Raw genomic sequence first — 13,209 nt, 5'->3', positions numbered from 1 at the left:
GAGTAGTGCTGATGTGAGGAAGAATGTTGAGGAAGTTAGGGATGTAAATATGTTTTTGGGGAATGTTCTTGAGGTAGTTGATGTAATAAAGGCGATAGCTGATAGGATAGAGATACTTTCGATGAATGCGGGTATAGAGGCAGCGCATGCTGGGGAAGCAGGAAAAGGTTTTGCGGTTGTTGCTGATGAGATGGGTAGTCTTGCAGAGGATAGTAGGAAGAAAGCAGAGGAGGTTGAAAAACTTGTTAGAGATGTGATAGATAGGGTTAAGAGTAGCATTGATGGTGTTGAGAGGAATGGAGAAGTGTTTTTGAGGATAGCTGAAGGGGTGAAAGAAGTCAGTGTGTTTGTGGGAGAAATAAATGCGAGTATGGTTGAAGTTGGAAAAACTAATGAAATGGTAATGAGTACAATAAGTAACTTAACAGGGTATAGCGAGAGTATAAGAGTAGCAATGGAAGAAGGTAGAAGTGGTATAGGTGAGGTAGTTAAAGCAGTCTATGAAGCAAATGAGTCTGTCAATACTCTAAATGAAAGGTTTAATGAAGTATATGATGTCCTAAAAGGAGCAGTTGAAATCCTTGTCAAAGCAAGTGAAAGATTACCTAAAATAATAGAAAGCTTAACCCAAATGGGAGAAGAACTCGCTAAATTCAAAGTCAGTGAAATAAAATTCTCAAAAGGTATAACCTTGGTAGAGTGAGGTTTTTGATTAAAATTCCTCTAAGGGTTTTTAAGAGTTGTTTACTATGCCAGTTAGATTATGATAAAAAAATTTTCTAATTCAGAAGATCTGGTAAAGCTTTACAAGGTTTTGTTTTTTCATTCGAAGTTGGATATTGTTGTTTTGAGTAAAGAAAATTTTCTGTCTTTCAAGAATCTTATAGATGATTTATCTATAGATAGTTTTTGCTTTTTACCGTCCTTGAATATATATCCTTATATTCATTCAGTACCACCCTTTGATGAAGCAAAGCAAAGAATAGAAACTATTAGGCAGGTTTTGGTGAATGAAGATAAGACAGTAGTAACAACTTTAGAAGCATTGTTACTTAGAACTATTTCAGAGAACTTTTTGAGAGAAAGTGGTATCAAGATTTTGAAACATAGTTCCATATCATTAGAAGAGTTAAAGTTAAAATTGATATCTTTTGGTTATGAATTTGTTAGTAAAGTAAGTGATTATGGTGAATGTTCTTTAAAAGGTAGTGTACTTGATATGTTTTGTCCTTGTTACAAACTACCAGTTAGGATGGTAGTGGATTTTGATGAGGTAGCTAGTATAAGGTTATTTGATGTTGAAACACAGAGAAGTATAGAAGAAATTGATGAGGTAATTGTATTGCCGCCTTATGAGAATGATTTTCTCAATATGTTTGGAAAATCGAGTCGTAATATATCTTTTTATGAGCTGTTTAGAGATAAGAGGGTTTTTTCTTCAGAGCATTATCATTTTCTAGAGAGTGAATACAAAGGTATTGTTGAAGAAATTAATAACTTATATAATAAATTACCGAACAAGGATGGTTATTTAGTACCAGATGATGTCATATTTCATTTGCCAGTGATAGGGTATTTGGATAATAGAATTGACTTGTTTCCAATTTTTATAAGTGATGAAATGAACTTACCTAATTTTGACTTTCTTTCCAAGTATATATTTTCAAAGCTTCAGAAGTCTACTTTTATTTTTTTATCTCCTAATAGAAAGTATACTACTAAGGCGGGAAGCATATTTAGGAAGTATGGAATTCCGTACAATGTAATTAATGTGAAAGGATTTAATGAATTTTTGGAGTTTTTGAACAAGAAGGGTTTTGCAGATGGTTCTGTAAAGGTACTAGAGGGTTTAAATTTACCTCGAGGGTTTGAGACTGATGATATTTCAGTTATGACGGTTAAGGAATTGTTAAACAGAGAGTTTGTCGAGTACTCAACTCAAGACATTCAGATTTCATCTGATGAGGTTAAGGAGATTTACCTATTTGAGAATATAAAGGAAGGAGATTATGTAGTTCACTCTAATTATGGTATAGGTATATTCAGAGGTATAAAGGAGATAAGGTATTTTGATAGTGTTAAAGAATTTGCTTGTATAGAGTATGAAAACGGTGATTTGTTGTATATTCCGCCTGAGCATTTTAACTTGTTGAGTAAGTATATAGGGAGTGAAAAGCCCAATATAAGTTCTCTAAGGAGTGGTAATTGGAAAAATGTAAAGCAAAAGGTAAAGGAGAGTATATTAAAGTTTTCCAGGGACTTATTGAGGTTGAAAGCTATAAGACAAATACAGAAGAAAGAACCGCTTAAAGTAGATTTTGAAGAGTATCAACTTCTCGAAGACAGTTTTCCTTACGAAGAAACACCGGACCAGATAAGAGTTTTGGAAGAAATCAAATCTGATCTTACTTCAGGTAGAATTATGGATAGAGTAATTTGTGGTGATGTGGGTTTTGGTAAAACTGAAATTGCTGTTAGGACAGCTTTTTTGCATATTCTAAATGGAAATCAAGTAATGGTTTTAGTTCCTACCACAATTTTGGCTGAACAACATTATAAAACTTTTTTTGAAAGATTGTCTCCATTTGGTGTTAGGATAGGTGTAATGTCAAGGCTAAGAAAGGATAGCTATATAAGAAAAGTTGTTGAAGGTATATCAGATGGGAGTATTGATTTAGTTATAGGTACTCATGCTTTGATTGTTGGAGAGAGAGTTATTGATAAGTTTAAAAAAATTGGTTTGGTGATAATTGATGAAGAACATAAATTTGGTGTTAAGCATAAGGAGGATATACTCAAGGGTAGAGAGAATGTAGATGTTTTGATGTTATCTGCAACGCCAATACCTAGGACTCTTGGAATGAGTTTGAGTAATCTTAAAGACATATCGATCATAACAACACCTCCTTTAAGTAGGAAACCAATTAAAACGTACATTGTTGAGTGGAATGATGAAGTAATAAGGGATGCTATTACAAGGGAAATTAACAGAGGGGGGCAAGTTCTTATAGTTAATGACAAAATAAGTGGTATTGAAAATCTTAAAAAACGAATAGCTATTATATTAAATGGAATGTTGTCAGATGGTGATATATGTGTTTTGCACGGTCAAATGAATAAAAGTGAAATAGAAAACATATATTTTGATTTCGTTGATGGTAAGTATAAGATTATGGTTTCAACGACAATATCGGAGTCTGGATTAGACATTCCTAGCGTGAATACAGTGATAATAAACAATGCTCATCTTTTTGGACTTGCAGATTTACATCAGATAAGAGGACGCGTTGGTAGAAGAGATGTTGAAGGATATGCGTATTTCATATATCCTTCAAAGTATATAATAAGTGAACTTCAGATGAAACGATTGAGTGTGATCGAAGAACATTCCGATTTAGGTGCTGGATTTCGTATAGCAATGAAAGATTTAGAGTTTAGAGGTGCTGGTAATTTGCTAGGAAAAGAACAGCATGGTAATATAAAGACAGTTGGCTATGTTTTTTATGTCAGGATGTTATCTGAAACTCTTAAATTTATTAGCGAAAGTATGGATGAAAAGAATATAGTCGATTACTCTGATCCTGTTGTGTATTTCGATTTTGGTAGGGTTTTCCCAGAGAATTTTAATATACCAGAGAGCGATAAGGTGGAAATAATGCTGAAGATGAATATTGCTTATACTGAAAAACAGATAAATTATATCCTTAGTGAAGTAGCAGATAGGTACGGAAAAATACCAGAAGGTCTTTATACTCTTGCTGATATTGTTAGGTTTAGAATGCATATAAAAAAGTTTGGTATAGAAGAGGTTTTTGATACCCCAGAGGGAATAGAAATCAAGTTTAGTAGAAATAAACTTCCAGATGTTGAAAAATTAGTTGAACTTATTTCTGAAGGTAAATATAGTGTTCAAATACCTCCTGAGGCTTCTAACATGGTTGTATTAAAAGTATCTTCTAGTAGTGTAAATGATAAAATACAAGAGGTGTTGAACTTTTTAGGAGAATTGTTTGGTTGAAAGAAGACATTATTGATTTCTAGCCTGTTTTTTACTAATTTTTTTAAATATGAAGCAGTTACATTTACTTTTTGTCTTATCGCTAGTTAGTAGCAATGTTTTTGCTGATGTTGAGATCTTTTATGAAGAAGTTTCCATAAGAAATTTTAAGGAAACAAATTATATTAGGACCTACATAAAGGGTAATAAGTTTAGAACAGATAGAACGCAAACAGATAATGTGATTATATATGACTTTACAAAGTCTGAAGCTTTGGTTGTAGATACAAAGAAAAAAGAGTATAGAGTTATGCCTATAAGTAAATGGATTAAGGAACTTTCGGATAGGATAAATGGTTTTATTAGATTGGGTAAGACATTTGTTGGAGAAATTAAAGTAACTTTTAGTGGAGAGTTTACTAACATAAATGGTTACAGAGCCGCTAAACTTGTTGATAATTTTGGTGGTTATTATCTTATAACAACAGATTTGGCAAGGATAAAAACTAACTTCGACTCTTCTTTGTTGAGATCTGCGGGGTATGAATATAACTATGAAAATTTTTCAAGGCTATTTGCTTTGAAAGAACTTACTCTTGATGATAAATCAAAAGATTATTTCTTTAGAGGTTATGTTTTAGAACAAATGGGAATAATAAAAACAGTATTTTTCACGGAGACTAATTTAACATACATAAGACAAATAGAATTTTCCGTTAATGATTCTGTATTTGATTTTGATCTAACTGGTTATAAGCTCATAAAATAGTAGACTTGTGAATTCGAGTAGTATTTGAGTTATTGTTGTATTTCTTACACTTTTTCTATGCTATCTTCAAAGTTTTTTAGAGACAGTTTGCTCAGCCTGGATGTTAGTTCTTTATTATTTTTAAACCTTTGTAATGCCGATTTGTAGAGTGCTTCGGCGTTCTTCTTTAGTCCCATACTTTCGTATATATCTCCTAGTAGGGTAACTATTCTAATGTCATCTGGATGTTGTTTCATTAAGGAATTGCAGATTTCAATTGCTTGTTGGTATTCTTTTCTTTTTGCTTTTATTTTAACAAGGCCTATTAATGCATATTTACTATAACCTGTTTCTAGTGCTTTGTTGAAGGCTACTTCTGCTTCATTTTCTTTATTTATTCTCAATAGTGTATCACCTAATCTAGTTAATATTTTGGGATTGTCTGGATACTTTTCTGCTAGTCTTATCCAGTATTTAAGGGATTCCTTTAGCTGTCCCATTCCTCTTAAGGAGTCTGCGATACCATATAAAGCATAGAAGTTTTCGTAATCAACTCCTAATGCTCTTTGGTAATATCCAACTGCTTTTGAGAAGATTTTTTTTCTTCTATATATATTGCCTATCATTGTAAGTACATTTAAGGTATTAGGTCTTATTTCAACTAGTTTTTCCCAGTATGTTAGTGCTTTATCGAATTCCTCTAATTTATAAAACATGTCACCTATTCCCATAAGCGCAAATTTATTTTTGTTATTTAACTCAATTGCTTTGAGATAGTATTCTTCTGCTTTTTGATAGTTTTTAAGTTTTCTGTAAGCATCTCCCATCCTTGTTATAACCAGAGAATCTTTAGGATCAATCTTCAAGTACATTTCCCATACACTTAAAGCCTTTTCCCAATTTTTGAGCCCCCTCCATGAATCGGCAAGTCCAAGTAATCCTTTTTTGTGAGTTGGATCTATTTGTAATAGTTTCTCGAAGATATTTATAGCATCTTCAAACATCAAACTCTTTCTATAAGCAGTTCCTAACAGCAAGAGTAATTCAGTATTATTCTCGTTTCCCTTAATGTTTTCTTCGATCAGAGATATTACACTGCTGTATTGCTTCTGTTCCAAGAGTTCAGAAGCTTTTTTAATCAAATCCTCTACTTTTTCATTTTTCCACATCATACAATTTACCTCCTTAGAAATGTTTAAAGTAACTTTACTAAGATAGTAAAATTATAAGAAATTAATCTACTAAAATCAAACTACATTTCTCGAGTAATAAAATTCTACATAAACTTATATTTTTATTGAAACGATGTATCTAAATTCTATTTGAATATCTGGTATTGTTTTGGTAAATTTTAAACTTATGAATGATTTGACCAAAGGTAATGTTGTTAGACAGCTTTTAATTTTTTCCTTACCCCTTATATTCTCAGATCTAGTTCAAGGGCTTTTGAGTATTGTTGACATGGTTTATCTAGGCAAGTTAATAGGTTATCAAGGTATTGCTTCTGTATCTGTTGCTATACCTGTTGTATTTTTTCTTCTTGCTGTTTTGATAGGTATGAATGCTAGTACTAACATTATGATTGGTCAAGCTTTTGGTTCGAGTAATAAGAATAACCTAAGGCTTGTTATAACGAACTCATTTACCATAACTATAGTTATATCTTTTTTCGTTGCTTTTATGGGGGTTACTATTTCTGAACTAATACTGAAGCTTATGAATGTTCCTTCCAATATATTTTACGATGCGTTATCTTACTTGAGGGTTTATATAATAAGTATACCTCTTAGTGCTATGATGATGTGGATTATGGGTATAACAAGGGGATTTGGTAACTCAAAATTTTCATTGTATTCCTCTATACTTTTGCTTTTTGGTAAATTAGCTCTTACTCCTTTGTTTATAAAAGGTTTTGGAATTATACCTTCTATGGGAGTAGTTGGTGCTATATTATCTTCAGTTGTTGTTGAACTAGGTATAATGGTTTTTGGATTTTTCTATATTGTTAAGAAATACGATATTGTGAGACAAAGTTTAAAATTGTCGCTTGATAAAGAAATAGTTTTTAAGTTTTTTTCTGTTGGTTTACCTGCTTCTTTACAGATGTTGATAATATCATTTTCTTTCGGTGTAGTTATGGGATTTGTTGCGCATTTTGGTGAAGAGAGTATCGCGGTTTTTGGGATAGGTAATAGGATAGATCAGTTTGCTTTTTTACCTGCTTTGTCTCTTAGTATGGCTTTGGTGACGATATCATCTCAGAATCTAAGCGCTAATAGAGAAGATAGGGTTTCAGAGTTCTTAAAGTGGGCTATAGTCATATCTTTTAGTATATCGTTAATTGTTGTTTTTTTAGTAAATGTATTTGGAAAAGGTATCTTTTCTTTTTTTGTTAACAATGAAAGGGTTATTAATCTAGGTGTTGAATATCTTAGGGTTATGAGTTTATCTTATGTCTTGATGGGGTTTGTTTTTTCAGTTCAAGGGGTGGTGAGAGGAGCAGGAGATACACTTGCTATTCTTGGTATAAAAGCTTTCTCAATGATTTTGGTAAGAGTACCTGTTGCTTATTTACTTGGATTTTTAGTTTTTGAGTCTCCGATAGGTGTTTGGATGTCTTTTCCCGCAGTTATGGCTTTTGAGATGATTGCAAGTTGGGTTTACTTTAAATCTCAAAGGTGGAAAAGAAAAATAATGTTTAGAAAACAGAAAAAAATTATTGACGCAGGAATTTAGGTAATAGCGTTGGATATATCAAATTTTGTTAGTAGAAATATGTGGTTTAGTTATGTAATAATACATTTGGTATGACTAAGAAAGAGAAGCTAGATTTGTTTTACTCGAATCAGATATACTGTATAACTGCCGAAGAATATTCTAGAGGTAGGACGAATATTCAAGTTGTTAGAGAGATGTTAGAAGCAGGTATAAAGATAATTCAGTATCGTGAGAAAAAGAAAAAGGGTATCTATAGATATAACGAAGCGAAGGAAATAAGAAAGATGACAAAAGATTATGGAGCATTATTGATAATAAATGATTATGTTGATCTTGCAATGATGGTTGAAGCTGATGGTGTTCATATAGGGCATGAAGATTACCCTGCTGATGAGGTTAGAAAGCTTGTTGGAGATGATATGATAATAGGTGGTTCAACTCATTGGGATTACCAGATGATGGATATGATAAAGAAGGGTGTTGATTATATAGGTGCTGGACCCTTGTTTGAAACGCACACAAAGGAAGATGTACTACCACCGGTAGGACTTGACTATTTGAAGTTTGCTCTAAAGTATTCTACTGTGCCTGTTGTTGCAATAGGTGGAATTAAAGAACATAATATACATGAGGTAATAAAGCTAGGTGCTAGGTGTGTCTGTATCGTTACAGATATAACGATGGCAGAAGATATAAAGGGCAAAATAAAGAGACTTTACGAAATATGGGATAAATATAAGGAGGAGATATCTCCTCCTATTGTTTAGTCTTCAATTATTGCTAAAACATCATCGTTCTTAAGGATTAAGTACTCAACGTCGTCTATTTTTATTTGTGTCCCTGCATACTTGTCGTATATGACTTTTTGACCAACTTTAACTTTGACAAGTTCAGGATCACCTATTTCTTCAACAATACCGTGTTGGGTTTTTTCTTGTGCAGTTTGCGGTATGTATATACCGCCTTTTGTTTTTTCCTCAACTTGTAAAACTTTTACAAGCAATCTGTCTCCTAATGGTTTAACCTTCATAATACACCCCCAAATAGTTATAAAAATATAATAAATATCTATTATTTTGTCAATATATATGCCTGTGTATAGAGTGGTTCTTTGGTTTTGTTAGTTATGCGTGAGGATGATATTTTTTATAAATATCTTTGAGTCTTTTCAGTGATGTATGAATGTACCTTTGAGTTGTTCCTATTGAAGAGTGTCCTAGTAAATCTTGGATAACTCTTATGTCATTACCATCATTAAGTAAGTGTGTTGCGAATGTGTGTCTAAGACCGTGTGGATTTATTTTGTTTCCTACTATTGATGTGTATTTGTATACTAAATTTCTAACTTGTCTTTGGCTTATACCCCCATTTCTGGTATTTCCGACGAATAAAAGATTTGTCTCTTTAGTCATTAATAATTTCCTGATTTTTAGGTATTCGTTTATCTTTTCTTTGAGTAGAGGATGAATAGGTAAAACTCTTGATTTACCGCCTTTACCTTTGACTACTAAGGTATCGTTCACAATATCACTTATTTTGAGTTCTACTAGTTCTGAAATCCTTAATCCTGTCAGATAAAACGTAAATATTATTGTGTTATCTCTTATTTTTTTGAGAGATTTTTTGGGATTTTTATTTGAAATTATTTGGTTTTCAATATAATTTAGCATATTTATGATTTTATCTTCATCCATAAATTTAGGTAAGTTATTTGGAAGCTTAGGGTACACTATGTACTTTCCAAAGTTTTTTGAAATTAGGTTATTTTTGTAGAGAAACTTTGAGAAAGATTTCAATGATGAAAAAATTCTTCTTAAACTACTTGGTTTTAGTTGTCTTTTTTTATTGATGTGTATTGAGAAATCTCTTAGTAATTTTGAATTTATATCTTCTATTTTTTGGTTGTTTTCTAGTAAAAATTCGATTAAATAAGATATATCTCTAGCGTATGCTTCTATGGTGTTTTCAGAGTAGCGTTTGTTTAGTCTTAAGTATTCTAAAAAATTGTCTAACATTTCATACATAGAATTATTATCGTAAGTAATTAGCTATATTGAATTAAAGTTTTTTCAGTAGTGCATGAATTCTATTGGTATGAAAATATTTGTTTTAGTTGTGAATCAGGGTGGTTTACTCGTATTTTGAGTAAATAGCAAAGGGGGTTGAGGATGATATATTTTAAGAAGGTAACATTTTTTTAGAAATTATTTGTTTCTGTTATTTATACTCAATACATGTCAGAAAAATATAGGATCGAAAAAGATACTCTTGGAGATGTTAAGGTTCCTTCTGATGTTTATTGGGGTGCTCAAACCCAAAGAGCTTTGGATAATTTCAGAATAAGTCCTTATAAAATGCCAAAGGAAATAATAACTTCAATAGCGATTGTAAAATATGCATCAGCAGAGGTTAACTCAGAATTAGGACTTCTTGATAAAAGATTTGCTGATTCCATAAAGCAATCAGCTGAAGAGATTATATACTCATATAACCCTTTACATTTTCCTTTGGATGTTTTCCAAACAGGTAGTGGTACATCTACGAATATGAACGTTAACGAGGTTATATCGACTAGGGCTAATGAACTCTTAACAGGTATTAAGAATACCTCTTATCCGGTGCATCCAAATGATCATGTTAATATGAGTCAATCTTCTAATGATGTGATACCTACTTCAATTAGGATTGCTGCTGCTTTGTTAATAACTACTGAACTTTTACCTAAGCTTGAAGTTTTGAAATCTTCAATAGACAAAAAAGCATATCAGTTTAGGAACATAATAAAGACGGGTAGAACTCACTTGATGGATGCAGTACCAATATCTTTTGGTCAAGAATTTTCCGGTTGGTCTAGGCAAATCGAGAATGGTATAGAGAGAATAAAAGGAGTTTTTCCAAGGCTTTTAGAATTACCAATAGGTGGTACTGCAATTGGTACAGGTCTGAATACCCATCCTGAGTTTGCGAATAGAGTTGTTAATGTCATATCACGATTGACAGGTATAGATTTCAAACCTGCTAAGAATAAATTTGAAGGTATTGCGAGTATGGATGTAGCTAATGAGATATCTGGTCAGCTGAAAACTATAGCGGGTAGTATTATGAAAATTTCTAATGATATAAGACTTATGAACAGTGGTCCTATATCAGGTATAGGTGAAATAACAATACCTTCTTTACAACCTGGTTCTTCAATAATGCCTGGTAAAGTAAATCCTGTTATACCAGAAGCTGTTAGAATGGCTTGTGTTAGAGTTATGGGTAATGATACTACGATATCTATTTCATCTTCATTAGGAGAATTTGAGCTAAATGTTATGTTACCAATAATAGGATTTTGTTTAGTTGAGTCTATACAAATACTTTCAAACTCTTCTTACTTACTTGCTAAGAAAGTTATCGATGGTATTAGAATAAATACTGCCAAGGTTAAAGAAGTTTTGGATAAGAACCCAATAATAATTACTGCTCTTTTGCCTGTAATAGGATATGAGAAATCGGCCGAAGTCTACAAAAAAGCAATCAGTAACAATAAGACAATTCGAGATGTTCTTTTGGAAGAAAAGATACTCTCTGAGAAAGATATAGAAAAAATACTAGATTATAAGAAAATGATAGGTCAATAGATGTTTAATTAGATCTTTCTTACTATTAACTTTATTCCTTCAATTCCTACAACTTCAACTCTTGATCCTACCTCAATAGTTTCATCTGGGTTTTGAGAGATAGCGTTCCAATCGCTTATTCCATTTATAGGTACATCTAGTCTAACTTTACCTATTTTACTTCCAACTATTGACTGTATTACATCTCCTTTTATTCCCACATAATTAAATATTGGATCTTGACTTTCTTTATTGTCTGAGTATTTTTTCTTTTTTAGGTAAAAGTAAGATATTATTAGTGTGATTGATAAACCTAACCAAACTATTATTTGTAGTTCTAAAGTTTTGATTAGAAAAAGTGTTAAAACTGACACAAATATTGCTGATAGACCAAACCAGAAAAATATAAATCCAGGTATAAATAATTCGAGTACAAAGAAAAGTGTTCCAATAGATGCCCAAATCCAATACTCAAGTCCTGGAGTTCCTATTGTTTGAATTAGAATGTTGGTTGTGCTTGTTGGAATGTTTGTGGTTAGGTTGGTGATAGTATTTGATATTACTTGTCCATTCATAGTCATAGTATAACTAAAAAACTTTTAACGTTTCAATTTTATTCTTTGTAAGGTTTTGGATTACTAGCTGGATATTTTATGATTTATTGGCTATTTTGTATTTGAGAAAATGGTTAGTAAGATAGTAAATCACTTATAAATATACTTAAATTTCGGTTGTCTTGGTGTATGGAGAAGTGGATTAAGGAGAGAGAATTCTCATTAAAGATTTCAATAATTGAAGGTAGTATCTCCTCGATATCTGGTGCGATAATACATCAAGGTTTTTTCTTGCAGAGTTTTATAATATTTTTGAATGGTCCTGACTTTTGGATTTCTATCATACCTAATTCTCAGTTTATATTTTCGTTTCTGGGAATATTAAGTGGTTACTACTTAACTAGGTTTGGTGAGAGGAAAAAATCTGCTATTATTACAAATACTATCTATAGAGGTATATTTATACTTCCTGCGGTAGCATTGCTTTTTTTTGGTAGATCTCATTTGACGCTTACTATTTTCATAATTTCTACACTTATATCCTTTCTGTTCTTTAGGTTTTTGATGGTTATATGGATGAGGTGGATGGATCTTTTAGTTTTTGAGGAAACTAGAGGAAGATATTTGGGTATTAGGAAAACATTTACAACATTCTTTTTGTTAGTTGGATTTCTTCTTGGTGGTTATTTAATAGAGATTTTTACAAGAATGGGAAAAGGTGAAGTTGCATATTTTATGTTGTTTTTAATTGTTGCTTTAATAGGTGTGATTAGTAGCTGGCTTTATAGTTTTCAGTTTGATACCAAGACTAAAACTAGAAGTATAAATTTTAGACAATTTTTATCTCTTGCATTGAGTTCTGTAAAGGTCAAGAAATTGAGAGGAATAATTATATTTTTTGCTTTATTTGAAGGAGTTTCTGCAATAGGTGTACCTTTTATACCTGTTCAAATACTTAAGGGGTTTGGTCTTTCGACAGAGTATTTAGGAATACAATTTTCAATATATGCCATAAGTATGGCTATTTCAAGTTATTTTTGGGGAGTTTTGCTTGATAAGTTTGGTCCTAGAAGCGTTTTACAGCTTTCAACGCTAGGGCTTTGTTTTACTATATCGCTATGGTTTTTTATTCCAAAAGAGCTTTGGTTTATATTATCTTTTTTTGAACCTTTTATATCAGGAGTATTCTCTGGAGGGTATGAGTCTGTTTTTATGTATATGATCTTCTCGGAAGTGAGACCTAGATTCAAAGATTACTTCTTCTCTGTGGTAAGTGCTATTAATGGTTTTACTATACTTATTGGGAGTATAATGTCTGGTATTGTTGTTTTATTGTTTGGAGATCTAAATGTTTTTATACTTTATAAGGATTTTAAGGTTTATGAGTTTCTGTTTCTTTTGACTTTAATTGGTAGGGTGGTAACTTCTATGTTCTTGATTCCTGATATAAATTACAAAAAGAACGTTAAGAGTGCTATAGATCTTTTGAGAGTAACATTCACAAAAATATTCCAAGGATAGTATTGTAGGGTTAAGTTTTGGTTATCTTTTCATTGATTTGATATGGTTAATTAGGTTGTAGTGAAC

The 13,209-nt window shown here is 31.8% G+C and carries 11 protein-coding genes; 7 read left to right on the top strand and 4 right to left on the bottom strand.

All coding sequences use genetic code 11. From position 1 onward, the window contains the following. The 3 genes from N2712_03130 to N2712_03120 form a co-directional block, all read left to right on the top strand. The coding region (locus tag N2712_03130) for a methyl-accepting chemotaxis protein (GenBank protein ID MCX8028969.1) at positions 1 to 703 on the top strand (703 nt) is incomplete at its 5' end. A gap of 60 nt (positions 704 to 763) precedes the next feature. Further along, a complete protein-coding gene (locus N2712_03125) occupies positions 764 to 4,018 on the top strand; it encodes a helicase-related protein (protein ID MCX8028968.1) in 3,255 nt (1,084 codons plus the stop codon). A gap of 49 nt (positions 4,019 to 4,067) precedes the next feature. After that, entirely contained in the window at positions 4,068 to 4,766 is a 699-nt protein-coding gene (locus tag N2712_03120) for a hypothetical protein (protein MCX8028967.1), read from the top strand. A 44-nt stretch (positions 4,767 to 4,810) separates the two neighbouring features. Here N2712_03120 and N2712_03115 read toward each other — a convergent pair whose 3' ends face one another. Beyond that, complete coding sequence (locus N2712_03115) at positions 4,811 to 5,917, bottom strand: tetratricopeptide repeat protein (protein MCX8028966.1); 1,107 nt, start codon at positions 5,915 to 5,917, stop codon at positions 4,811 to 4,813. A 187-nt stretch (positions 5,918 to 6,104) separates the two neighbouring features. Here N2712_03115 and N2712_03110 point away from each other — a divergent pair, with 187 nt between their 5' ends. Both N2712_03110 and thiE read left to right on the top strand, forming a co-directional pair. Continuing rightward, positions 6,105 to 7,481 (top strand): MATE family efflux transporter, encoded by a 1,377-nt coding sequence (locus N2712_03110; protein MCX8028965.1) that lies wholly within the window; start codon positions 6,105 to 6,107, stop codon positions 7,479 to 7,481. A 71-nt stretch (positions 7,482 to 7,552) separates the two neighbouring features. After that, on the top strand, positions 7,553 to 8,230 hold the full coding sequence (gene thiE, locus N2712_03105) for a thiamine phosphate synthase (GenBank protein MCX8028964.1): 678 nt from the start codon (positions 7,553 to 7,555) through the stop codon (positions 8,228 to 8,230). Here the strand turns inward: thiE and N2712_03100 are convergent. Beyond that, positions 8,227 to 8,493 carry a co-chaperone GroES gene (locus tag N2712_03100; protein ID MCX8028963.1) on the bottom strand — a complete coding sequence of 89 codons (267 nt, stop codon included), beginning with the start codon at positions 8,491 to 8,493 and terminating at the stop codon, positions 8,227 to 8,229. The genes thiE and N2712_03100 overlap by 4 nt on opposite strands. Before the next feature lie 94 nt (positions 8,494 to 8,587). Next, positions 8,588 to 9,478 (bottom strand): tyrosine-type recombinase/integrase, encoded by an 891-nt coding sequence (locus tag N2712_03095; protein MCX8028962.1) that lies wholly within the window; start codon positions 9,476 to 9,478, stop codon positions 8,588 to 8,590. Positions 9,479 to 9,697: 219 nt separating this feature from the next. Here N2712_03095 and N2712_03090 point away from each other — a divergent pair, with 219 nt between their 5' ends. Next, complete coding sequence (locus N2712_03090) at positions 9,698 to 11,089, top strand: class II fumarate hydratase (protein ID MCX8028961.1); 1,392 nt, start codon at positions 9,698 to 9,700, stop codon at positions 11,087 to 11,089. Between the two features lie 8 nt (positions 11,090 to 11,097). Here N2712_03090 and N2712_03085 read toward each other — a convergent pair whose 3' ends face one another. After that, entirely contained in the window at positions 11,098 to 11,643 is a 546-nt protein-coding gene (locus N2712_03085) for an NfeD family protein (protein ID MCX8028960.1), read from the bottom strand. A 168-nt stretch (positions 11,644 to 11,811) separates the two neighbouring features. Here N2712_03085 and N2712_03080 point away from each other — a divergent pair, with 168 nt between their 5' ends. Continuing rightward, positions 11,812 to 13,143 (top strand): MFS transporter, encoded by a 1,332-nt coding sequence (locus N2712_03080; GenBank protein MCX8028959.1) that lies wholly within the window; start codon positions 11,812 to 11,814, stop codon positions 13,141 to 13,143. The last annotated feature ends 66 nt before the right edge of the window (positions 13,144 to 13,209 follow it).

This window comes from Brevinematales bacterium (genome assembly GCA_026415355.1).
Taxonomy (GTDB): domain Bacteria; phylum Spirochaetota; class Brevinematia; order DTOW01; family DTOW01; genus SKYB106.
This window is presented reverse-complemented; position numbering and strand designations above follow the sequence as displayed.

Excerpts from the sequence above, each read along its gene's own strand:
- N2712_03125 (MCX8028968.1), top strand. The coding sequence starts at position 764 with ATGATAAAAAAATTTTCTAATTCAGAAGATCTGGTAAAGCTTTACAAG.
- N2712_03120 (MCX8028967.1), top strand. The coding sequence starts at position 4,068 with ATGAAGCAGTTACATTTACTTTTTGTCTTATCGCTAGTTAGTAGCAAT.
- N2712_03115 (MCX8028966.1), bottom strand. The coding sequence starts at position 5,917 with ATGATGTGGAAAAATGAAAAAGTAGAGGATTTGATTAAAAAAGCTTCT.
- N2712_03110 (MCX8028965.1), top strand. The coding sequence starts at position 6,105 with ATGAATGATTTGACCAAAGGTAATGTTGTTAGACAGCTTTTAATTTTT.
- thiE (MCX8028964.1), top strand. The coding sequence starts at position 7,553 with ATGACTAAGAAAGAGAAGCTAGATTTGTTTTACTCGAATCAGATATAC.
- N2712_03100 (MCX8028963.1), bottom strand. The coding sequence starts at position 8,493 with ATGAAGGTTAAACCATTAGGAGACAGATTGCTTGTAAAAGTTTTACAA.
- N2712_03095 (MCX8028962.1), bottom strand. The coding sequence starts at position 9,478 with ATGTTAGACAATTTTTTAGAATACTTAAGACTAAACAAACGCTACTCT.
- N2712_03090 (MCX8028961.1), top strand. The coding sequence starts at position 9,698 with ATGTCAGAAAAATATAGGATCGAAAAAGATACTCTTGGAGATGTTAAG.
- N2712_03085 (MCX8028960.1), bottom strand. The coding sequence starts at position 11,643 with ATGAATGGACAAGTAATATCAAATACTATCACCAACCTAACCACAAAC.
- N2712_03080 (MCX8028959.1), top strand. The coding sequence starts at position 11,812 with ATGGAGAAGTGGATTAAGGAGAGAGAATTCTCATTAAAGATTTCAATA.